This window comes from Termitidicoccus mucosus (assembly GCF_038725785.1).
GTDB classification, from domain to species: Bacteria; Verrucomicrobiota; Verrucomicrobiia; order Opitutales; family Opitutaceae; genus Termitidicoccus; species Termitidicoccus mucosus.
Map to the genome: position 1 here is coordinate 7,516,779 of NZ_CP109796.1, position 22,394 is coordinate 7,539,172.

Genomic DNA, 22,394 nt, shown 5'->3' on the forward strand with positions numbered 1-22,394 from the left:
CCATGACTGAATGGCGGCGGAATGACTCTAGAACGGGAATCCTATCGAAAGATGCAAGGTGCCTTTGGGGTCGTTGGGGCGGGGATTGAGGTTGCGCCCGTATTCGAGACGGAGCGGGCCGAGGATGGTGCGGTAGCGGATGCCGATGCCCAGGCTGTGGAGCCATTCGTAGCCGGGGTCCGCGGCCAGCTTCGCCTTGTCGGTGAGGAGATCGTAGAAGAGCACGGCCGACCAGTTTTCCGTGAGGGCTTGCTCGAGTTCGAGGTTCATCAGCGCGTATATATTTGCGCCGAGGTAACTGGCGCCGTCTGGCGCATAGGGGGCGGCTTCGCCTTCCTGATAGCCGCGAATGCTGCTCTGGCCGCCGGGGAAGTAGAGTTTGTTGAGGGGGAGGGCGGCGGGCGTGTCGCCCGCGATGGGCTCGATGAGGCCGAAGTCGATGCCGGCGTGTATCCAGCGGATGCGTTTCCAGGTGGTGTGGTAGCTGGCGGTGAAGCGGTATTTTTGGTAATTGGCGTCGCCGCCGAGGGTCTGGCTGGCGGTTTCGGATTGAATGAGCCAGTGCCAGCCGCGGCGGGGGAGCAGGGGATTGTCGCGGCGGTCGCGGCCGACGCTGAGTTTGATGCTGGCGGCAAGGGAGCGGTCGTCTTGGCCGGTGTAGGTTTCGACGGTGCTGTTTTTGTTGAGGAGATATTCGTAAGAATAGCCGATGCTGGTGTCGTATCTGGAGCGGCCGAAGAAGCGGCGGAAGGTGATGGCGGCGCCGTATTCCTCGCGGTCGAAGGCAACTTCCTCGCGATGGAGCCCGTAGAGGCGGATGGCGGTGCTGACAGAGCGGATGAGGTGTTCGGGCAGCGTGAGGTTGAGGTCGCCGCTGGTGCTTTTCATGGATTGCACGAACTGGAGCCGGGTCTGGTCGGCGATACCGATGAGGTTGTTGGAGCGGAGTTCGATGCCGCCGCGGAGTTCCTCGTAGCTGCCCCAGCCGAGGAGGAGGCTGGCCTGGTGGCGGGGGGCTTCCTTGACGGCGAAGGTGACATCGCGCACGGAAGCGCCCTCGGGCGCGGTGGCGAGGTTTACCTCGTCGAAGACGCCGAGTTGGGCGATACGGTAGCGGGCGTTTTCGAGCAGGACGGGATTGAGCAGGTCGCCTTCGCGGGGGCGGATGCGGCGCCGGACGGTGGCGGCGCGGGTGTGGCGGTCGCCGACAAGGGAGATTTTGCCGATGCGCACCTGGGGACCGGGGGTGACATGCAGGGTGACGGAAACGGGGACGGCATCGCCGGCGGAGGAGGATTCGCGGGCAGGTTCCGAGCGAAGCGACATGCTTGACATGCCCGCGCTCCCAGTTATGGCGCCGGAGGTGTGTTCCAATCGGAGCTGGATGTCGGGATAACCGTGGCGGAAATAGATCTGGCGGGTCTGTTCGGACAGGTCCTGTTGCCACCATTGCGACCAGGGGCGGCCGGCGAGTTTTTGGAGTTCGGCGGTATCAATGGCGGTCTGGGGATCGTTGATGGTGATGCTGCGGACTTTCCAGATCGGGCCGGGGGTGATCTTGATTTCGGCGGTGACATGACCGGTTGAGTGGTCGATGAGGAGGCCCGAGGCGTCGATGGCGGCCTGGGCGTGGCCGCGCTGGCGGAGCTCATCGAGGAGGGCGGAGATGGAATGCTTGAAGGTATTGACGGAATAGGGCGGGGAAAAGCCGACCCAGGCGGTGGTCGGGAGAAAGAGCGCGCGGGCGTCAGATTCCGGCAGGGCGGTGAGGCCGGTGAAGGAAAGGTGTTTCAGGTGGTAGCGCCGGCCCCGGGTGATCTCGAAGCGGACTTCGGCGGCGAGAAGGTCGCGGGGCAGGTCGAGGTCGAAGGTCTCGTCACAGGAATAAGAATCCTTGGCGCCGTCGGGGGCGGTGACCCGGATGTCCAGCTTGGGACGAAGATAACCGTCATCCACGAAGTAGGAGAGGAGAAGAAAGGCGATGTCCTCGATTTCGTTGGCGTTCACGGTCGGACCGCGGTGTGCATCGAGGACTTGGTTGATGGTGCGGACTTGCTGGATGTTGCCCCACCAGCCGGCGCCGCGGACGGAGATGCGGGCGCGCGGCGGCGGCGCGGCGGGCTCGCCGGGGAGCGCGGGCGAAAGCACGAAGAGGAGCGCGAGGAAAAAAAAAGCGAAGCGGGAAATGCGGAAGGAGGGACGGACTCCGTGCCGTCCGGCCGCCCCGAAACGGACGGCACGGAGGCCGTCCTGCCAACGACCATTTTTTCCAATGGGGCTTGCGGCGTGGTTTCGCGGGGAGATCATGGCGCGCTTTTTTTCTCCTCGGGGGGCTTGCTTTGATAAAAGCGCCATTTGAAGCCGATGTTGTAGTCGTCAAATTCGTCGTATTCGCCCACGGCGCTCCAGCGTTTGTCGATCTTATACTCAAGTTTGTAGGTTTCGCGGCCTTGCTGCGTGACTTTGTCGCCGCTGGTGAGCGAGAGGCGTTCCTCGCCCATGTCGAGGCCGAGGAGCTGTTCGAGGATGCCCTGGCCGAGGTAGGTGCCGAGGCGGACCGCGCGTTGCTGGTCGGTGTAGGCGAAGCCGTCGTCGGGGGACTGGCCGGTCATGACGAGGAGAAGGATTTCGGCGGACGAGAGCGGGGGGCTGGAGGAAAAAGCCAGGCGCGGGTCGCCGGGCGCGCCGGTGAGCGACATGGTGAGATCGTGGCCCAGCGTGCTGGTGGTGGCGCGGAAGTCGAGGTTGGGCGTGAAGGGGTTGGCCTGGGTGATGCGGACCCGCCCGGTGCCGACGGAAAAGTTGGCAAAGGGAAAAAGGACGCGGCCTTCGGACATGGTGAGCTCGCCGATGGAGCGCGGCTCGCCGAGGGTGCCGCCAAGCTGGAAATTGGCCGAGAGGCGGCCGGTGGCGAGGGTGGTGCGAAGACGGAGGAAGCGGTCGCCGCGGACATTTATGTCGAGGCGCCAATCATCGAAGGGCGGCGCATCGATGGAAAAAAACGGCGGGCGCGACGCAGGGCCGCCGCCCGGCGTGTCGGGCCAGAGGGCGCGGATATCGGCCAGAAAAAGGGAATCGCGAAGCGTGATGTCCCCGGTGAGCCGGGTGATGTCGCCGTCCGTGCGGGCGCGCAGATCGATGTCGCCGCGCATGAGGAAACCGGAGCGGCGGACGAAGGGGATGTTTTTCCCGCGAAAGGCAAGGTCGAGCGCGGGCAGGGCGTCGGGACGGAGGGTGGCGGAGCCGGTGAGGGCGACTGTTTCACCGCCGACGAGGGCGGTGGCCCGGGTGATTTCGATGCGCCGGCCGGCGAGGCGCGATTCGATTTGAATGTCGCGGATGGCCCCGAGCGGACCCACCGGGCGCAATGCTCCGTCGTGGAGGTGGAGCGTGCCGTCGAGCGAGCCGTCGGGCAGGAGGTGCAGGGAGGCGTTGAGGTGACCGCGGGGGATGAGGAGGTCCGAGGAATAGGGGGCGAGCGCGGCGACATCGGTGTCGGGAAGCTCGACGTGGAGTTCCCGCGGCAGTTTTAGAAAATCGGCCAGACGGGCGTGGGAGAGGGTTTGCCAGCCATCCTTGGGCGCGAGGATGCGCCCGCTGGCCCGGAGCGGCTGGCCGGCCAGGCGGATGGCGAGGGCGTCGAGATGAATCGCGTCGGCGGATGCGGAAAGATTGGCGGCGAGTCCGGTGACAGGAGGGAGGTTGTTTGCCGGCCAGCGGGCAGGATCGAACTCAAGCCGGTCGATGGAAATATCCACGGCGGAGGCTGGCGCCTGCCATGAGCCGGAGATTCGGGCGTGGAGGGACGGATTTTCAAGGGTGATGCCGATGGCGGAGGAGAGGTTTTGCCAGAAATGGCCGGCGGGCGCGGTGCGGGCGTCGATCTCGAAGGGGGCCGCGGGATCGAAGCGCCACGCCGGGGTTTGCCGGGGATGGATGACGAGGGGGACGCGGCCGGTGGCGGTGGCGACGGGGATGCCGTTTTCGCTCAGGGTGAAATCAGCAATGTCAATGCGGTCGGGCGCAGTTTTCGCGTCGATGCTGACGGTGGCGGCTGGAAACGCGGTGGCGCGGTCGCCGGGAAATTCGATGCTGGCGAGTGCCTTGATGGTCGCGGCGAGCGGGCCGTCCTGCTGCCAGTTGCCAGCAAGGTCGGCGTTGGCGAGTCGCAGGCGCGCCGGGCCGAGGTCGATGAGGTCGGTGAACCAAGTGGAGTCGAGATCGGCGGCGGAGAGGGAAAAGCCGGGAGCGCCGCCGAGGGCAAGGTGGAGGGCGAGTCGCGATGAAGCGTTTTCACCGGGCGCGGACAGGGCAAGGTTATCGATGCCGAGGGCCGGTTCCCATGCGATGCGGGCGGGAGCGGTCAGGCGGAGGCGTTCAACGGCGGCGTGATGGTAGGTGAGCCGGGTGAGTTCGATATGCGTGGAAGCGAGCTTCGCGGAGACGTGGATTTCGGTGTCGGCGGCGCGAATGTCGAGATCGGTGTCGGCCAGGAAGCCGCGTCCGGTCCACGTGGCGTGAAGATTGAGCGGTTTGAGCGGAGCGCGGCGAAGGCTGGAGACGGCGAGCGAGCCCCGATGGTCTGGATTTTTGAGCGGGCCGTCGAGGGTCGCCTCCAGCGTGGCGCTTTCGAAGTCGGGCGGCGCGCCGGCACCGGCGGGGAAAAAGCGGGCGAGCGCGGCCGGGATGATGGTGGCGCGGATGTTGAGGTTGGCGAAGGCGCGGGCGGCGTGGTCGTAGCCGCCGTCGAGACGGACCGTGTTACCGTCTGAAAGGGTGAGTTCGGCGCGGGTGATGCGGGTGAGCGAACCTTGTTGGGCGAGGTCGAGGTCGGCACGGGTGACGGTGATATCGTCGAGGGTGCGGAAGTGGAGATCGGCGGCCTGCAGGCGGGCTTGGATGCGGGGAAGTTTGTCGAGCGCGTCGTCGGGCGCTTCGAGGGTGATTTTGCCGGCCAGTTGTCCGGTGGCGTCGAGCCAGGGCAGGCGGGAAAAATCGGACTCAAGGGTGAAGCGCGAGGCCCCGGAGCGGAGGCGCCGGTCGCGGCCGATGACAATGGGCGCATCGAGGTGCGCGCTGGTGCCGGGGAGCAAAAGATCGAGCTGGTCGATGGAAAGCTGCGCGGTGTCGCCGCTGGCGCGGAGGGCGAGCGTGAGCGGTGGCACGGAAGTCGCCACGGTGGAGGGGGAGGCCGGGGAGGACGGTGCGTCCGCGGGAATGCCGCGGGCATCGAGCATGGCGGTGAAGCGGTTGTCACGCCAGTCCGCACGGGCGACGGCATCAACGCGGGCGTAGTCGGGAGCGAGTTGGATCACCGAGGCGGGAAGGGCGACCGCGGGGATGTCGAGGGTGGCCGTGACAGGAAGCCAGGTGCCGGGACCGAAACGGGCGTCGAGCGCGGCGGTTTGATTGAGAAAATGGAAGCGGGCGGCGAGGTCGGCGCCAGTGGAAACGAGGGAGAGGCGCAGCGCCGCGTCGGATGGCGAAGCGGAAGGCGCGATTGCGTTGTGTTCCTGGAGAAAGCGCAGGAATTTTTCGGAATTGGCGGTGAGGTCGAGCGTGAGGAAATCGGCCTCGGTGTGCCAGGCGAGGGTGACATCGGCGGTATGGCCGCGGCCGGCCAGGGACTTGGCCTCGATACGCGTGGAAGCGGCGTCGGCCCGATAGGAGACGGAGGGGAGGCGGATATCGCCGTCCGTATCCGTTGGCCATGTGATTTTGCCATCGGACGCTTGCAGGGACGGAAGCCATTCCGCGAGCGTGGCGCGGATTTCGCCCAGACGGGCGCGAAGCTGTATCCAGTCGTCGGATGCGCCGTCGCCGGTGGAGGAGGGCTGGGTGTAGCGCCAAGTTTCGATCCGGACGGGACCGGGCTGGGAAAACTGGTGGCGCAACAGAAAGAGCAGCGGCATGTCGGCCTCGATGCGGGCGGCGGTGAATTCCCCCGCTTCGGGGCGGGCGAAACGGACGTCGGTGAGAACCATCCGGGCGAGGCTGGGACGCTCGTAGCGATCGAAAGTGACACCCTGCCTCGCCAGAATATGGCGCACGGGAATGGAAATCCACCAGGGCGAAAGCAGCGCGGCGCCAACCAGGAGGAGGGCGAGGACGAGCAGAATTCGGCGTAGTCGGCGCATATTGCGGGTTGGTGACGTCGGCTGGATGCGCGGGAAATGTCGGGATTATGACGGCAGCGGGCAAATGATTTTTGTCAGACGGAAAACTATTGCTCGGCAGAGCCATCACGGGAGTAAAAACCGCATCCGGCGCCAAGGGCCGAACCGTATGCGGGCGGCTTTTTGTCATGATGCGATAAAACACACCGCCCGATGTATTCGCGGCGCGAGTTTTTTCATCATTGTCTTTTTACTTGGAAACTGTGCGCTGTTTGCGCCTGTTTTCTTGAAAACCAGCCACTTTGATGACCAGCACCAGCTCCAAGACCCTTCTGCTGCTTTGGATTGACGCGCATTTTTTCCCCGTGATTTGCGCGGCGGTGACGTGGTGGCGCCGGCTGGTCGAGTTGTTCTCGCGGCCGGACAGGAAGACGCCGCCGCGCAGCATCATTTTCCTGAAACTCGCCGAGCAGGGCTCGACCGTGCTGGCCGGCGAAATGATAAAACAGGCGGCGGAGCGCGTGGGTCGTGAAAATGTGTATTTTCTCATGTTCGAGGAAAACCGGTTCATCCTCGATGTGATGGACCTCATCCCCCCGGAAAACGTGCTCACGATCCGCACGCGCTCGGCCTGGGCGATGGCGACGAGCTGCCTCGCGCGCCTGCGCGAGATCCGGCGGCGGCGCATCGACGCGTGCATCGACATGGAGTTCCTCGCACGTTCGTCGGCGGTGATCTCCTACCTGATGGGCACGCGCATCCGCGTGGGCTTCCATTGCTATTTCGGCGAGGGACCGTATCGCGGCGATTTGTTCACGCATCGTGTGCTCTACAACGCGCACATCCACGCCTCGAAGATTTTTCTCACGCTGGTCAACGCGCTCGACGTGCCGCCGGAGAAGCTGCCAACCTTCAATTACGCGCCGCCCGCCCGCATCGCCCTGCCGATGTTTGAGCCGGCCGGGGAAGAGCGCGCGGTGGTCGAAAAAATGCTGGACGAGTTGAAAGGCGGCGCGGCGCGGCGCCTGATCCTGCTTAACGCCAACGCCAGCGACCTCATGCCCCTGCGCAAATGGGAGCAGCAAAACTACGTCGAACTCGCGAAGCTGCTGCTGGAAACTTTTCCCGACGCCTGCATCGGCTTCACCGGCGGCCCCTCCGAGGCGGTCAAGGTCGAGGGACTGGTGCGCCAGGTCGGCTCGCCGCGCTGCTTCTGCCTGGCCGGCCGCACGACGCTGCGGCAACTGCTCATCGTTTACGGGTTCGCGGAAATCCTCGTGACCAACGACAGCGGCCCCGCTCATTTCGCCGCGCTCACCCCGGTGGACGTGGTGGTTTTGTTCGGACCCGAGACGCCGCTGCTCTTCGGCACGCTCAGCCCGCGCAACCACAACATCTGGGCCGGCCTCGCCTGCTCGCCGTGCATCAACGCCTGGAACAACCGCCAGACCGCCTGCCGCGACGCCGCGTGCATGAAGGCCATCACCGTCAACCAAGTTTTCGAAACCGTATGCCAAGTCTACCGACAGAGAACCACGCAACCGGGCTGATCGAGCCGGATTCCAACCCGCCCCCGCCTCTGCCCGACCGCCGCCCGTGGTGGCGGGACGAACAGCGCATGCTGCGCGTCGCGATCATCCTCCTCGCGGGGCTGTTCGTGGCCGCGCCCGCTTTCAACGGCACCTGGCTTTGGGACGACGACCAGGAAATCACCGCCAACGGCGCGCTGACCAGTCTCGCCGGGCTGAAGGCCATCTGGAGCGGCAACGCCGGGGCGGACTGGCTGCCGCTGAAATCGACCATCCTCTGGATCGAGTGGCACCTCTGGGAATACAACAACACCTGCTACCACGTCGCGAACACGTTGTTCCACCTGCTCAACGCGCTGTTGTTGTGGCGGCTGTTTTCGCTGCTGCGCGTCCGCTGGGCGTGGGTGGGCGGGCTGCTGTTCGCGATCCACCCCATCCTGATGGAGTCGGTCGGCTGGGTGTCCGAGCAAAAGAACACCATCGCGCTCGCCTTCATGCTGCCGGCGTTGTGCGCGTATATCCAGTTTGACGAGGCGCGGGACGACGGCGGGAAGTGGCGGTATTATTGTATTTCGCTCGGCTGTTTTGTCGCGTCGCTGTTGTGCAAGAGCGCGGGCGTGATGCTGCCGTTCCTGCTTTTGCTCTACGACTGGTGGAAACACGACAAGCTGCGTCCGCGCGACATCCTGCTCATCGGCGCGATGGGCTGCGCGCTCGGCTTCCTGTTTGTCAGCGGGCTGGCGCTGGAGACGGGATTGCGCGGCAAATCGATCCCCTGGCTGAAATACGTCGTCGCCGGCCTGCTGTCCGGGGCGCTGGCCCCGGCCCTCGGGCTTTTGTGGTGGCAGGTGAAGGGCGGCGACTGGCGGCACGCGTGGCGGCTGGTGCTCACAAGCCTGCCGTTCTTCATCGTGTCCGTCGTGATTTCCGTGGTCACGGTTCACTTCCAGCTCAAAAATGCCATCGGCGCGGAGGGCATCCCCGTCGGCGGGCCTCTCTCTCGCGCGGCGATAGCGGGCGCGGCCATCTGGTTTTACCTTTGGAAATGCGCGTGGCCCTTCGACCTGCTGCCGATTTATCCCAAGTGGGAAATCGGCAAGCTCGGCATGGTGGACGGGAAATGGACGGAGCTGGCGCCGCCGGAGTGGCACCAGTTGCTCATCCCGTGGGCGGCGCTCCTCGCGGTGTTCCTCGTCCTTTGGAAATGGCGCAAAACCAGGACGCGTCCGTTGCTCTTCGGCCTCGGCTTCTTCCTCATCAACCTGGTGCCCGTGATGGGCTTCATGACGATGTCCTACATGCGCATCACGTGGGTGGCCGATCACTTCGTGTATATCTCGGTCATCGGCATCATTGGCTTGGCCGTGGCGGGCGCGGCCTGGGTCCATGAGCGGGCGATGCTCGACTGGAAACCGTGGGTGCTGGCCGCCGTGACGCTGGCCGCCGTCCGCGTGTGCATCGCCGCGCACCTCTACTGCGGCATCTTTGCCGGCGAGGCCCCCATGTGGCAGCACACCATGCGCGGCAACAACGACGCGTGGCAGGCGCACAGCCGCTATGGGAAAGTCATGCTCGACACCGGCAAGTTCGACGCCGCCTTTTATCACATCAGCCAGTCCAACCGGCTGCGTCCCGACCTCGCCGAGACCAACAACAACATGGGCGTGCTCCTGCTCCAGAAAAAGCGCGTGGCCGAGGCCATCAACTATTTCCGCATCGCCGCCGAGACGATGCCCATGCCGGCCTTTATGATCAACTACGCCAACGCCCTCGCCAACAACGGGCGGGGCGCCGAGGCCGTGCCGGTGTATGAAAAAGTCCTCAAGGACAACCCGAACAACCCCATCGTGCAGTGCAACTACGGGGTGGCGCTCGCGCAGGCCGGCCGCCGCGAGTCCGCGATCCAGGCCTTCGAACTGGCCCTCAAGCTCAACCCCAACATGCCCGACGCGAAACGCAACCTCGACGCCTTGCTCAGCAGCGCCACCGCCGCCGCGCAGACGACCGGCACCATCGCCCCGGTGCTCGGCTCGCCCGCGCAAATTCCCACCCAGCCGGGCGTGGACATGAGCCAGATCCCGGAAATCTTCCGGCCGCAGACCACCTCGACGCTCAACACCAAATAATTTTTCGCGACCATGCCCAACCTTCGCGCCATCTATCGCAAACTCACCGCCAGCGACTTCTCGCGCCGCCACCTCCTCTGGTGCCTCGCGCTCGGCCTGCTTTCCGCCTGCATGTTCGGCAAGTATCTCGTCTCCGCCTCGCAAGTCCTTTCCGCGCCCGGCACCGACTCCTTCGCCTACTACATCTATACCTACAAGCTCGCCTTCGACGGCTTCATCAACGGCGACCTCGTTCTCTGGAACCCCTACAACTACGGCGGCCAGCCCTTCCTCGGGCAAATGCAGTCCGCGCTCTTCTACCCGCCCAACTGGCTCGTCGCCTGGATGCCCGTCGCCACCGCCATGAATTGCCTCGTCTTCGGCCACCAATGGCTGCTCGGCCTCGGCATCTACGGCTGGTCCACCTTGCGCGGCCACCGCCCCGCCGGCGCGTTCCTTGCCGCCGCCCTCATGATGTTCGGCGCGCCCTACATGCTCCACGCCTATGCCGGCCACATGTCCAACCTGGCCAGCATGGCGTGGATTCCGTTCATTTTCTGGGGCATTGACGGCTGGCTCGCGAAGCGCGACTACCGCTGGATACTCCTCGCCGCCGGCTCCGCCGCGCTGCAAATCTACTCCGGCCACTCGCAGTATTTCTATTACACCGCCATCGTCGCCGGCCTCTACTCGCTCATTTTCCTGCGCCCCGTCGCCGGCAAACCCCGCGCCCTCCTCGGCCTCGTCCTCATCTGGCCGGTGGCGCTGACGCTCGCCGCCGCGCAATTTCTCCCCGGCCTCGCCGCCGCCTCCGAGTCCGTCCGCGCTGGCGGCGCCGGCCGCGAGTTTGCCTCCATGTTCGCCTTTCCTCCGGAAAACATCCTCACCCTCGTCGCCCCGTGGTTTTTCGGCAACATGACCGACGCACCCTATTGGGGGCGCTGTTACCTCTGGGAAATGAGCCTGTTCTTCGGCGCGGGCGGCCTCGTGCTCGCGCTCAACGGCCTCGCCGCCGAGCGCCGTCGCTGGCCCTACGTCATCCTTTTCGCCATCATCACCCTGCTCGCCCTCGGCGCGCGCACTCCCCTCTACGAAATTTTCTACCGCGTGCTGCCCGGCTTCAGCATGTTCCGCGGCACCTCGAAGTTCATCTTCTTCCTCGTCATGTTCCTCGCGCTTCTCGCCGGGCGCGGATTCGACGGGTTGCTCGCCGGCAAAAAAGCCCCGCGCTGGCTCTGGGCCGGCGCGCTCGCCCTCGGCGCGGTTGCGATTGTCGCCGGTTCGCTCATGGGCGGCGGTACTTGGGAAAACCTCGCCCGCGACCTCGCGGCGCTCGGCCAAAAGTCCGGCGAGTATTACCTCAACCCAAAATTTTTTGAAACGCCCGACTTCGGCGCGAAACTCGCCGCCGCCGGCGGCTGGTCCCTCGCCCTCGGCGGCGGCGTGCTGATCGCCGCCGGCGCGCTCCTGCTGGCCGCGCAAAAACAAACGCGCCTCGCCTGGGCCGTCGGCGCGGTGGCGCTGGCTGAAGTGCTCCTCGTCGCCCGCCAGTCCGTCGCCTCCTTCCCCGCCGCCGAGGCTGGTTATCCCGCCATCAAGGACTTCCTCGCCAAAAACCCCGGCGACTACCGCACCCTTAACATGCTTAACCCCGAGTCCGCCATCGAACTCAAGTCCGAGGGCGTCTGGGGCTACGACCCCTTCGTCCTCAAACGCTATGCCGAGTTCGTCCACTACGCCAACGGCCTCTCTCCCGACCGCGCCAGCCAGAGCATCCCCAAATGGGAATGGCGCGTCCCCGCCATGCTCGCCATGCTCCGCGGCCGCCTCGCCTTCGTCCCCGAAAACAACACCATCCGCGTCGTCCCCCTCCAGGATCCGCTCTCCCGCTTCTACGTCGTCGCCAACCACCGCGTCCTGAAAGGCCGCGACGAGATCTTCGCCGAAATGTCGAAACCCGGCTTCAACCCCAAAAACGAAGTCCTGCTCGAGGAAAACCCCGTCCTCGCCCCCGATCCCGGCGCCGGCCAATACAGCATCCGCCTCCTCAACATGTCCACCGACCACTGGACGCTTGAAGTGCAAACCCAGTTCTCCGCCTTCCTCGTGATGACCGACGCCTACTCCAAGGACTGGCGCGTCCGCTCGCTCCCCGACCCGATGAATCCCACGCTTTCCAATAGCGTGCAGGTCAGTTACGAGCTGCTCCCCGCCTACCACGCCCTCCGCGCCATCCCGCTTGCCCCCGGCGTGCACCGCATCCGCATCGAATACGTCCCCAGCGGCCTCGCCCTCGGCGCCAAACTCACGCTGGCCGGCCTCCTATTCTCCGGCTTGTTCCTCTGGGTTCCCTGCTTCAAGCGCGCCGCCAACGCCCTCCTTAATCCTTTGACAGCGACGCCGTCAGTCCCACCCCGCTCAATTGATTTGGAATATGTCGCATGTGCGGACTGCGGCGGCGGCGCTGCGGATAACGAAATCATGCATCGCAAAACCGGCGAATCCGGCGTGACCTACAACATTGTCCGTTGCAAAAACTGCGGCCTTGCCTTTGTCAACCCGCGTCTCACGCAGGAGGCCATCATGGCCACCTACCGCAACGCCGCCTACTTCCAGCGCGGCGAGGACGCGACCACCGGCTACAACAATTACACGGTGGACAAGGAACTCCACCAACGCTTCTTCCGCACGCAACTCGACGCCATTGAAAAACACGCCAAAAAAGGCCGCCTGCTTGATGTCGGCTGCGCGTTTGGCTACCTGTTGTCCGAGGCCCGGCAGCGCGGCTGGAAACCCGAGGGCATCGAACTCTCCAGCAACGCCTTCGTCCACGTGCGCGACGAACTCAAGCTGCCCGTCCACGACAAACCGCTGCGCGAGGTCGCCTTCCCCGCCAACTCCTTCAATGCGGTCGTGATGGACGATGTCATTGAGCACTACGGCGACCCTGTCTCCGAAATCGCCGAGGTCCGCCGCGTGCTCGTGAAAGGCGGCGTCTTCCTTCTGCACACGCCCAACTTCGACAGTTTGTGGCGCGACCTCATGGAAGAGCGCTGGGTGCACCTCAAACCCGAGGAGCACTTGTATTATTTCTCACCGGCCACGCTCTCGGCCCTGCTGAAGAAAAACGGCTTCGAGGTCATCTACGCCCGCACGCGCGGCAAGGCGACGAACCTCGCCTACATCTTCGGCGTCCTGAAAAAAATCCTCCCGCGGCTCGGCAACCTGCTGGAAAAAACCATCGGACGCCTCCCGCCCGCCAAGTGGCCCTTCTCCTTCCGCGGCGGCGGCTTTGAGGTGCTGGCGGTCAAGAAATAATACCATTTCCGAATTATAGTCAGGCTCCAGCAAGACTGTGGCATGGAGCCGAGCTCCCGCGAGGCCGTCGCCGGAAAACGTTGCGTCCGACTGCGACGGCCTCGCAGGAGCTCGGCCCTCCAGAAAGGTGAATTTCGTTCGGGAATGGCATAACCAACGCCGGCGGGGATCACGCCCGCTGCGCGCGGTGGTAGAGCCAGATGCCGAGACCGACGAACAGGAGGTTGGGCAGCCACATCAGCCAGTCGGGATGCAACTCCGGATGACGGTCGAGGCCGCCCGCCGCGCTGCCGAGCACGTGGTAAACCACCACCAGGATGACCGCGATGCCGAGGTTGGCCGAGGTCTCCTTGCGCTGCGTGCGCACGCCGAGCGGGATGCCGATGAGCACAAACGAAAACACCGCCAGCGCGGTGACAAATTTTTCCTGCACCGCCATCGAGACTTTCAGCCGGTCCAGGGCGGGAATGTCCGGCGCGGAGACGCGTTTCAACTCGGCGAACAACTCCCGCGTCGGCAGCCATTCGATTTTGTGCCGGGCACGGCGCGGGTTGAACAGCTTGGCAAGGGATATGTCGATGCTCGTTTCCTCAAACGAGGCGATGGCATCGTGCTTGTTGCGGATTTCCGGGTCCCCGGCCTGGCGTTGCTCGATGGTCGTGTTGCGAAACGTGATGACCATCGTCGCGGTGTCCTCGTCGATATCCAGGGTGGCGGTTTCGGCGTGGATAAGGCGGGTCACGCGTTGCTGGCTGTCGAGCTGCCAGGCCCAGACATCGCGCAGCTCGTCGCCGTCCTTGTGGTTGAAATAAACCACCGCGCCGGTGAACGCGCGGATGAAGGTTTTCGGAGCGAGGATGTTGAACGCGCTCTGCCGGAAGGCGCGGACAATCTCGACCTGGTAGGTCGTGCGTGCGCGCGGCATGATCTCGAAGTTGATGGCGAGCGCGAAGGCCGCGCCGCAGAGCCCGAACATGAGCACCGCGCGGGAGATCTGCCACAGGCTCAGCCCTGCGCTGCGCATCGCGGTGATTTCGTTGTCGGCCGACAGCCGCCCCATGACCAGCAGGGTTCCGACAAGCAGTCCGATGGGCACGGCGTAAACCGCCGCATAGGGCAGCAGGAGAACGGTGAGCTTGAGGACGACGGAGGCGGGCAGCGTCCCGTCGAGCAGCGGCGCGAGCAGTTCCTTGATGAAATTCCCGGCGGCAAAGACGAAGGTCGTGAAAACCACCGCCGCGCCCGAGGCGAAGAGGACTGACGAGAGAATATGGCGTTGGAGGACGCGGATCATGCGGGATGGCCGGCGCGGCGGAAGGGGAGGCAGGGATGGAACCGAGTGCTCAAGACGCGCCCATCGTGCGGTTGATCGGCAAAATGCCGATACGAAAAATGCGGGAGGCCCCGGCGTTTTCAAAACGCCCGCGCGGGCCGGCTTTTGCTCGCCGGGCGCGCATTTCCGGCTAGTGGTTTGATGTGATGCCGGTAATCGACGCACACGCGCATTTGTATCCGCCCGAGGTGAATGCCTCGCCGGCGGCGTGGGCGGCGGCGCGGGGCGAGGCGCATTGGGCGACATTGTGCACGCGGGTGCGCAAGAGCGGGCGCCCCGTGCAAGGTTTCCCGAGCGTGGCGGATCTGCTCCGCGCGATGGACGCGGCGGACGTCGAACGGGTCGTGCTGCTGGGCTGGTATTGGGAGAAACCCGAGACGTGCGCGTGGCAGAATCGTTTTTACGCGGAATGCCTGCGGTTGCACGACGACCGGGTTTCGGCATTTGCCGCGCTGCATCCGGAGGCGGGGCTGGCGGCGGTGCGCGAGGAAATTTCGCGCGCGATGGACGCGGGGTTCAGCGGGGTGGGGGAACTCTCGCCGCATTCGCAGGGTATCCCAGTGGATGACCCGGTGCTCGGCGAGGCGCTGGCGTTTGCGGGCGAACTGGGGCTGGCGGTCAACTTTCACGTGACCGAGCCGGACAGCAAGGATTACCCGGGCAAAATCGCCACGCCGCTGGCGGATTTTGCAAGGCTGGCGCGGGCTTATCCGGAGACGACTTTCATCTGGGCGCACTGGGGAGCGCGGGCGGCGCTCGATCCCGGAATCGGCGCGGAGGTGCGCGCGTTGAACAACGTTTTTTTTGACACGGCGGCGTCTCCGCTCACCTATCCGCCAAAAATCTGGCGGGAAATGGCCGACGCCGTGGGAGCGGGGCGGATATTGTTCGGGACGGACTTTCCTCTGGTGCTGTATCCGGCGCGGGAGACGGAGCCCTGCATGCTCTCGCTGGCCGATGAGGCGAGAACGAGCGAATTGGACGACGACGAGCTTGCCGCCATACTGTGCGGGACGGCCCGGCGCGTGCTGGGAATTTAACCGCGCCGCCCCATGCAATTTTTCGACGCCCACAACCACCTGCACGACCCCTGGCTCGAGCCGCACCTCGACGACCTCGCCGCGCAGCTCCCGGCGCTCGGCCTGCGCCGCGCGGTGGCCAACGGCACCTGCGAGGACGACTGGCCGGCCGTATCCGATCTTTCACTACGCCTGCCCTGGGTCGTCCCTTCGTTCGGCCTTCATCCGTGGCATGCGGGCAACCGCTCGCCGCACTGGCTCGACCGGCTCCGCGCCGCGCTCGCCGCGCATCCCGCCGCGCATGTCGGCGAGGTCGGGCTCGACCGCTGGATGCTCGACCGCGCCCGCCCGGACGACCCGCGCCTGGCCGGGCTCCGCCGCTCGCCTCCCGACGAGCAACGCGAAATCCTCGCCGCGCAACTGGCCCTCGCCGCCGGCCACGGTCGCGCCGCCACCATTCACTGTCTCGACGCGTGGGGGGCGCTGGTTGACCTGCTCGAAGGGACGCCGGTGCCCGCGCGGGGTTTCCTGCTCCATGCCTATGCCGGCCCGGTGGAAATGGTGCCGCGTTTTGTCCGCCTCGGCGCGTATTTTTCCTTCAACACCGCCTTCATCCACGATCCCCGAAAACGCCACGCCGCCACCTTCGCCGCCGTCCCCGCGGAACGCCTCCTCGCCGAAACCGACGCCCCGGCCATGCCGCCGCCATCCTCGTCGCGCCCGCATCAACTCCCGCCCGCCCCGTCCGGCGAAACGATCAATCATCCCGCAAACATCGTCGCGGCCTACACCGTGCTTGCCACGATTCGCGGTCTGCCCGTCGAACGGCTTGCCGACCAGCTTGCGCTGAATTTCCAGAAACTCTTCGGCCCGGCATGATCCGCCGAGGTCGCGGGCATAGCGGGAAATCAAGTCGGGTCATCTAAGAAACAGAGTCAGTCTTCTGGAGGGCCGAGCTCCCGCGAGGCCGTCACGGCCTGGGGCAACGTTTCCCGGCGACGGCCTCGCGGGAGCTCGGCCCTCCACCAAAACGGCGCATTCCGTTTTGCAAATGGTATCGGAACACCTGGGGTGGCCAGCCAAGGGAAACGCAACCGGCTTATTTTTTCTTCGCGGTTTTCTTTTTGGGAGCGGCTTTCCTGGCGGCGGTTTTCTTGGCGGGGATTTTCTTGAGCAAGGGTTTCCTGTGGTTGCCGAAGAGGCGTTTTTCCACCGCGATCCAGATTTGTTTCTCGATGGCATCCTCGCTCTTCGTGCCGTCCACCACGATGAAGCGTTCGGGCATGCCTCTCGCCAGCACCAGATAGCCGACGCGGACTTTTTCGTAGAAATCGATGTTCTCGCGCTCCATGCGGTCGGGGAGATCGCTGGCGCGCTGGTGGATGCGTTGCAGGCTCACGTCGGTCGGCACGTCGATGACAACCGTGATGTGCGGCATGACGTTGCCGACGGCGAAGCGGTTGATTTCGTTCACCGGGCCCTTGCCGAGGTTGCGCGCGATGCCTTGGTAAACCGTGGAGGAGTCGAGGTAACGGTCGCTGAGGACGACGGCGCCGCGCAGGAGCGCGGGGGCAATGGTCTCGCGGACGAGTTGGGCGCGCGCGGCGGCGAAGAGGAGAAGCTCGGTCTCGGCGCACATTTCGTCTCCGCCGGAGTTGTGGACGATGATGTTGCGGACTTGCTCGCCGATGGCGGTGCCGCCGGGCTCGCGGGTGGAGACGACCTCGAGACCGCGTTTCTGGAGGCGCTGGGCGAGGCGGGAAATTTGCGTGGTCTTGCCGCTGCCTTCGGAGCCTTCGAAGGAGATGAGGATGCCGTCGGCGTTTTTGTTTTTGAGTGGCATGGCGGTGGTAGTAGGTGGTGTCTGGCGGATAGATTGGAGGATTTAGCGCCAGCGGGCGAGGAATGTTTCGAGGTCGGCGAGAGTCGGGCTGTGCGCGCTGCGCACATAGTGGCCGGAGGTGCTGACGCCGAGGGCGAGGCAGGATTGCGGCGTGAGGCCGAGGAGCTGGCCGGTGGTGAACCCGGCGTTGAAGTGGTCGCCGGCCCCGGTGGTGATGAGGGGTTTCTCGCAGTAGGGGCCGGGGAGCCACCAGTCGCCGGCGGGGGTGGCGCAGGCGGCGGATTTGCGGGGGTGGACGACGACGGTGGAGAGGGCGAGTTTTTCGCGGATGGCGGAGGCGGCGTGGCGGAGGTCCTTTTCCTCCTCGCCGAGGAAGACGCCGAGGCCGAGGGCGGCGTAAACCTGCTGGGCCTCCTTGAGGTTGAGGCCGAGGGTGACGCGTCCGTGATACTCGAAGCGGGCGACGATTTGCAGGGCGGCGACGAGATCCTCGGGGGCGCGTTTTTCGGGGTCGGCGAGGTCGAAGAAAAAGATGCGCTCGCGGGGCGGCAGCGCGGGAAGGATGTTTTGGACAATGCCTTCGAAGATTCCGGTCATGTTCGGAATCATCGTCCAGTTGACGAGGGCGAGGAGGTCGGCGCCGGCCAGGAGCGCGGTGAAGCGGGGCGGGGTGATGGTTTCGATGAGTTTCGCGTAGGTGATTTCATCGAAGGATTTCATCTGGCCGAGCATGAGCTTGCCGTCGTCGAACTCGACCGCGGTGGTGTGGGCGGGGGCGCAGAGGGAAATAGTGTCGGAACGGGTCGCCATGTCCTGGAACACGGGGTGAAGCGTGTCCTTGCCGAGCGCGCCGATGTAGGTGAGGCGGGAGCCGGCGGCGAGCAGGGCGTTGGCCATGATGGGGCCGTTGCCGCCGAGTTTTTCCATGCGGGGGTAGAACTCGATGTTGGTGCTTTTGCCGGCGGCGCTGAGGACGCGCTGGCCGAAGGCGGTGATGGTGTCGATGGGCGTGAAGTCCTCGCCCTGGCCGGTGCGCAGCGCGACAGGGGTCACGATGGTGTCCACGAAACCGTCAAGGCCGACGACGGCATGCTTTTGCCCGATGGCGGCGCGTTTGGCGGCGAGTTCTTCGAGGGCTTGTTTTTTGAAGGACATGGGGAGTGGGAAAAAGAGGGAAGTAACGGGTGACAATCAACAAGCGGCTGGCGCGGGCGGTGTGTTTCTTTTCTTTGTTACTTGCCGCTTGTCATTTGGCATTCTTCTTCGCCGGGAGGGCGCGGGTGGCGACCTCGGTTTTGGCGCGGGCGAGATAATCGGCGAATGGCTGCACGCCTTCGTCGCCGTTGGTCCGGGTGCGGACGCTGACGGCCCTGGCCTCGGCTTCTTTCGCGCCGAGCACGAGGACATGCGGGACTTTTTCCAACTCGGCGCGGCGGATTTTGGCGCCGAGTTTGTCGCTATGCTCGTCGAGCGAGGCGCGAAGACCGGCCGCGCGGAGTTGAGCAAGGAGGTCGCGGCCGTAATCGGCGACTTTTTCCGAGATGGGGACGAGGCGGATTTGCTCGGGGGCGAGCCAGAGGGGGAAGTCGCCGGCGAAGTGCTCGATGAGCACGCCGCAAAAGCGTTCCATCGAGCCGAAGGGGGCGCGGTGGATCATCACGGGACGGTGCGGCTGGTTGTCCGCGCCGATGTAGGTGAGGTCGAAGCGGAGGGGGAGGTTGTAGTCAACCTGCACGGTGCCGAGCTGCCATTCGCGCCCGATGACGTCCTTGACGACGAAGTCGATTTTCGGGCCGTAGAAGGCGGCCTCGCCGGGTTCCTCGGTGAAGGGGACGCCGAGGGTCTGGGCGGCGGCGCGGCAGGCGGCCTCGGCCTTGTCCCAGTTTTCGGCCTTGCCGGTGTATTTGTTGGAGTCGGGGTCGCGGAGGCCGACGCGCACGCGGTAATCGGCCATGCCGAGGGTGGAGAGGACGGTTTTGACGAGGGCGAGGCAGCCGAGGACTTCTTCCGCGACCTGATCCTCGGTGCAGAACAGGTGCGCGTCGTCCTGGGTGAAGCCGCGGACGCGGGTCATGCCGTTGAGTTCGCCGGACTGCTCCCAGCGGTAAACGGTGCCGAACTCGGCGAGGCGCACGGGGAGATCGCGGTAGGAGCGCGGCTGCGAGGCGAAGATTTTTATGTGATGGGGGCAGTTCATCGGCTTGAGCATGAAGCCGTCGAGGAGGCGGGCGGGGTCCATCACGCGGTCGGGGGCGATGAGCTCGGTGCCCGCGCGTTCGTTGAGCTGCGCGGCGAAGTGGGCGGAGACGGCTTCGAGGCGCGCGGTCATGTCGGCGCAGGAACAGCCTTCGGAGGCGATCTGCGCGAGCTGGTCGGGCTCGGCGATGGCGGGAAATTGGGATTCCTTGTAGTAGGGGAAGTGCCCCGAGGTTTTATAAAGGGAGAGTTTGCCGATGTGGGGGGTGAAAACCTGGGAGTAGCCTTGTTTGCGGAGTTCCTCGCTGATGAAGTTTTGCAGTTCCTGGCGCAGGATCGAACCCGCGGGAGTCCAGAGGATAAGGCCTTGGCCGACATCCTCGTCGATGTGGAAAAGCTTGAGTTCACGGCCGAGTTTGCGGTGGTCGCGGAGTTTGGCTTGTTCGAGGCGGTCAAGGTATTGGGCGAGTTCGTCCTTCGAGGGGAAGGCGGTGCCGTAGATGCGCTGGAGTTGTTTGTTGCGTTCGTCGCCGCGGTGGTAGGCGCCGGCGATGGAGAGGAGTTTGAAGGCCTTGACCTGCTTGGTGTAGCGGACGTGGGTGCCGGCGCAGAGGTCGATAAACTCGCCGTTCTGATAAAAGGAAATGGCCTCGCCCTCCGGGATGTCGGCGAGCCGGCCGAGCTTGTAGCGTTCCTGGCCGATTTTCTTGATGAGCTCGGTGGCTTCCCCGCGGGAGACTTCGCGGCGGGTGAAGGCCTGGTTTTCGTCGATGACCTTTTTCATCTCGGCCTCGAGGCGCGCGAGATCCTCGGCGGTGAGTTTGTGGTCGAGATCGATGTCGTAGTAAAAACCGGTGTCCGTCGGGGGGCCGATATCAAGCTTCGCGTCGGGGAAGACGCGGAGGACGGCGGTCGCAAGGATGTGCGAGCAGGAGTGGCGGATTTCTTCGAGCGGTGTCATCGACATGGCGGACGGGTGTTGGAAAGTGGTGAAAATGGGAAAGCGTGGCGCGGAGCAGGGGAAAGGTGAAGAGAAAAGGTTATTTGCGTTTTCGCGGATGCGGCGCAATGCAATGCCGGCGCGAATTGAGGCGGCATGTCGGGGAGAGATGAGCCGGCGCGCCAGACTGCATCCGCGATTTCGCAGGACTTGTTTCCGGGACATCCTGCTGAACCTATCAAGGCGGGCAGCGGAAACCGGCCTCGCGGACGTAGTCGGTGATGATGCCGTCAAAGGAGCCGTTGCTGAAAAAGATAATCACGCGCGGCTGCGCCGGTTTGGACGGAAGCGTGGCGGCGGCAAGGGCGTCGCGTAGGGCGGCGTTGGTGTCGAAGGCGCGGGCGTCCACGTTTTTGGCGGCAAGCTGGCGGGCGACTTGGCGCGTGTCGAAGCGGGCGTCGTCGGCGAGTTTCTCGGCGCGGTTGACCGGGCCGAGAAAGACCTCGTGCGCGTTTTCGAGGGCGCGGGCAAAGTCGTCCTGAAGCCGGTTGGTGCGCGCGGTGTTGCTGCGCGGCTCGAAGACCGCCGTGAGCGTGGAGACGGGAAAGCGGTTGCGGAAGGAACGAAGCGTCTCGGCGATGGCGGTGGGGTGGTGGCCGAAATCCTCGACGACGGTGAGCGCGGGCGTGGCGAGGAGCGTTTCCTGGCGGCGGCGCACGCCGCGAAAGCGGGAGAGGGAGGCGAGGTGGAAGAAATGCGGGATGCGGAGGGCTGGATTTTCGATTCTCGATTCTCGATTCTCGATTGAAGGCGTTGCCACGCCAAATGCGGACGGGAGCGGAAGCTCCCCAATCGAGAATCGAGAATCGAAAATCGAAAATCCAGCGGCGGCGATCGCCGCCGCCGTGGCGGCCATGGCGGCGTTGCGGGCGTTGTAGAGGCCGGGAAGTTGCCAGTGGATGCGCGCCCATTCCGCTCCGTCCCAAAGCAGCGTGAAGGCGGAGCCGTCCGCGGTCTCGGTGAAATCGGTGATGCGGACGAAATTGTTCCCGCCGGTGCCGACGCGGAGGATTTTGCACCAGCGGATGTTTTCGAGAACGGGCGCGAGATTGGGGTCGTCGCCGTTGGCGATGATGGCGCCGTTGCGCGGGACGATGCGCGTCAGGTGCTCGAAGGTGCGGCGCACGTCGGCGAGGTCGCGGAAAATGTCGGCGTGGTCGAATTCGAGATTGTTCAGCACGGCGATGCGCGGCGCGTAGTGGATGAATTTCGAGCGTTTGTCGAAAAAGGCGCTGTCGTATTCGTCGCCCTCGATGACAAACGGATCGGCGGGCGCGCCGAGGTGGTTGCCGGTCGGCGGGTCCTGCGGGACGCCGCCAATGAGGAAGCCGGGGTCGCGGCCGTTTTCGCGGAGCAGAAAGGCGGTGAGCGCGGTGGTGGTGGTCTTGCCGTGGGTGCCGCAGACGACGATGTTGCGGCGCCCGGCGAGCACGTGGTCGTGCAGCATCGCGGGCAGCGAGGTGAAGGGCAGGGCGCGGGTTTCGAGGAGCCACTCGACCTCGGGATTGCCGCGGCTCATGGCGTTGCCGATGACAACGAGATCGGGTGCGAGTGCGGCGAGGCGCGCGGGGTCGTAGCCTTCGTGGAGAGCAATGCCGGCGGCGGCGAGCACGGTGCTCATCGGCGGATAAACACCGGTGTCCGCGCCGAGCACGTCGTGTCCGGCGGCGCGCGCGAGCAGCGCGGCGTTGCCCATCGCCGTGCCGCAGATGCCCATGAAGTAAATCTTCATTTTGATCTCACTTTCTCTAATTTGATCTCTCCTCTGAAAACTTCCTCTGAAAACGAGAGCCAAGAATCCCAAGTAACCTCATTTTGGCCCATTTTTAGGGACCCCTGGTATAAGAAAAGTGGTATAAAAGAAGGCCAAAAACGGTATAAATCCATACCGATCCCTTTGAGCTGCCTTACGCCAACTTGAGTCGCTGTTTGAAC

12 protein-coding genes are annotated in these 22,394 nt (G+C 64.8%); 5 read left to right on the plus strand and 7 right to left on the minus strand.

Annotated elements, in window-relative coordinates:
* Positions 1–27: 27 nt before the first annotated feature.
* Both OH491_RS26350 and OH491_RS26355 read right to left on the minus strand, forming a co-directional pair.
* Positions 28–2,307 carry a BamA/OMP85 family outer membrane protein gene (locus OH491_RS26350; protein ID WP_068768297.1) on the minus strand — a complete coding sequence of 760 codons (2,280 nt, stop codon included), beginning with the start codon at positions 2,305–2,307 and terminating at the stop codon, positions 28–30.
* The gene (locus tag OH491_RS26355) at positions 2,304–6,137 is read right to left on the minus strand and encodes a translocation/assembly module TamB domain-containing protein (protein WP_068768296.1); all 3,834 of its coding nucleotides are present in this window, start codon (positions 6,135–6,137) and stop codon (positions 2,304–2,306) included. The genes OH491_RS26350 and OH491_RS26355 overlap by 4 nt, the downstream gene beginning before the upstream one ends.
* Before the next feature lie 284 nt (positions 6,138–6,421).
* Here OH491_RS26355 and OH491_RS26360 point away from each other — a divergent pair, with 284 nt between their 5' ends.
* Genes OH491_RS26360 through OH491_RS26370 form a run of 3 tightly spaced genes read left to right on the plus strand, consistent with a single transcriptional unit; the run spans position 6,422 to position 13,068 of the window.
* Complete coding sequence (locus tag OH491_RS26360; protein WP_068768295.1) at positions 6,422–7,666, plus strand: glycosyltransferase family 9 protein; 1,245 nt, start codon at positions 6,422–6,424, stop codon at positions 7,664–7,666.
* Positions 7,627–9,771, plus strand: coding sequence for a tetratricopeptide repeat protein (locus OH491_RS26365; RefSeq protein ID WP_068768294.1), 2,145 nt, complete (start codon positions 7,627–7,629; stop codon positions 9,769–9,771). The genes OH491_RS26360 and OH491_RS26365 overlap by 40 nt, the downstream gene beginning before the upstream one ends.
* Positions 9,772–9,783: 12 nt before the next feature.
* Positions 9,784–13,068: a methyltransferase domain-containing protein gene (locus OH491_RS26370; RefSeq protein WP_068768293.1), complete on the plus strand. Its 3,285-nt coding sequence runs from the start codon at positions 9,784–9,786 to the stop codon at positions 13,066–13,068.
* Between the two features lie 169 nt (positions 13,069–13,237).
* On the opposite strand, the gene OH491_RS26375 is transcribed toward OH491_RS26370, so the two are convergent.
* Complete coding sequence (locus tag OH491_RS26375) at positions 13,238–14,362, minus strand: LptF/LptG family permease (protein WP_334318948.1); 1,125 nt, start codon at positions 14,360–14,362, stop codon at positions 13,238–13,240.
* A 185-nt stretch (positions 14,363–14,547) separates the two neighbouring features.
* On the opposite strand from OH491_RS26375, the gene OH491_RS26380 reads away from it, so the two are divergent.
* Both OH491_RS26380 and OH491_RS26385 read left to right on the plus strand, forming a co-directional pair.
* Positions 14,548–15,441 (plus strand): amidohydrolase family protein, encoded by an 894-nt coding sequence (locus OH491_RS26380; protein WP_068768292.1) that lies wholly within the window; start codon positions 14,548–14,550, stop codon positions 15,439–15,441.
* A 12-nt stretch (positions 15,442–15,453) separates the two neighbouring features.
* Complete coding sequence (locus OH491_RS26385) at positions 15,454–16,299, plus strand: TatD family hydrolase (RefSeq protein ID WP_068768291.1); 846 nt, start codon at positions 15,454–15,456, stop codon at positions 16,297–16,299.
* Between the two features lie 220 nt (positions 16,300–16,519).
* Here OH491_RS26385 and tmk read toward each other — a convergent pair whose 3' ends face one another.
* The 4 genes from tmk to OH491_RS26405 form a co-directional block, all read right to left on the minus strand.
* A complete protein-coding gene (gene tmk / locus OH491_RS26390; RefSeq protein WP_084441748.1) occupies positions 16,520–17,263 on the minus strand; it encodes a dTMP kinase in 744 nt (247 codons plus the stop codon).
* Positions 17,264–17,305: 42 nt separating this feature from the next.
* Positions 17,306–18,418 carry a PfkB family carbohydrate kinase gene (locus OH491_RS26395; protein WP_068768290.1) on the minus strand — a complete coding sequence of 371 codons (1,113 nt, stop codon included), beginning with the start codon at positions 18,416–18,418 and terminating at the stop codon, positions 17,306–17,308.
* A 91-nt stretch (positions 18,419–18,509) separates the two neighbouring features.
* Complete coding sequence (gene thrS / locus OH491_RS26400; RefSeq protein WP_068769695.1) at positions 18,510–20,426, minus strand: threonine--tRNA ligase; 1,917 nt, start codon at positions 20,424–20,426, stop codon at positions 18,510–18,512.
* A 211-nt stretch (positions 20,427–20,637) separates the two neighbouring features.
* Positions 20,638–22,191, minus strand: a complete 1,554-nt coding sequence (locus OH491_RS26405) for a UDP-N-acetylmuramate--L-alanine ligase (RefSeq protein ID WP_068768289.1) — start codon at positions 22,189–22,191, stop codon at positions 20,638–20,640.
* Positions 22,192–22,394: the final 203 nt, after the last annotated feature.

Coding starts and splice junctions, on each gene's coding strand:
- OH491_RS26360 (WP_068768295.1), top strand. CDS start 6,422: ATGACCAGCACCAGCTCCAAGACCCTTCTGCTGCTTTGGATTGACGCG.
- OH491_RS26355 (WP_068768296.1), bottom strand. CDS start 6,137: ATGCGCCGACTACGCCGAATTCTGCTCGTCCTCGCCCTCCTCCTGGTT.
- OH491_RS26380 (WP_068768292.1), top strand. CDS start 14,548: ATGCCGGTAATCGACGCACACGCGCATTTGTATCCGCCCGAGGTGAAT.
- OH491_RS26405 (WP_068768289.1), bottom strand. CDS start 22,191: ATGAAGATTTACTTCATGGGCATCTGCGGCACGGCGATGGGCAACGCC.
- tmk (WP_084441748.1), bottom strand. CDS start 17,263: ATGCCACTCAAAAACAAAAACGCCGACGGCATCCTCATCTCCTTCGAA.
- OH491_RS26350 (WP_068768297.1), bottom strand. CDS start 2,307: ATGATCTCCCCGCGAAACCACGCCGCAAGCCCCATTGGAAAAAATGGT.
- OH491_RS26365 (WP_068768294.1), top strand. CDS start 7,627: ATGCCAAGTCTACCGACAGAGAACCACGCAACCGGGCTGATCGAGCCG.
- OH491_RS26370 (WP_068768293.1), top strand. CDS start 9,784: ATGCCCAACCTTCGCGCCATCTATCGCAAACTCACCGCCAGCGACTTC.
- thrS (WP_068769695.1), bottom strand. CDS start 20,426: ATGTCGATGACACCGCTCGAAGAAATCCGCCACTCCTGCTCGCACATC.
- OH491_RS26395 (WP_068768290.1), bottom strand. CDS start 18,418: ATGTCCTTCAAAAAACAAGCCCTCGAAGAACTCGCCGCCAAACGCGCC.
- OH491_RS26385 (WP_068768291.1), top strand. CDS start 15,454: ATGCAATTTTTCGACGCCCACAACCACCTGCACGACCCCTGGCTCGAG.
- OH491_RS26375 (WP_334318948.1), bottom strand. CDS start 14,362: ATGATCCGCGTCCTCCAACGCCATATTCTCTCGTCAGTCCTCTTCGCC.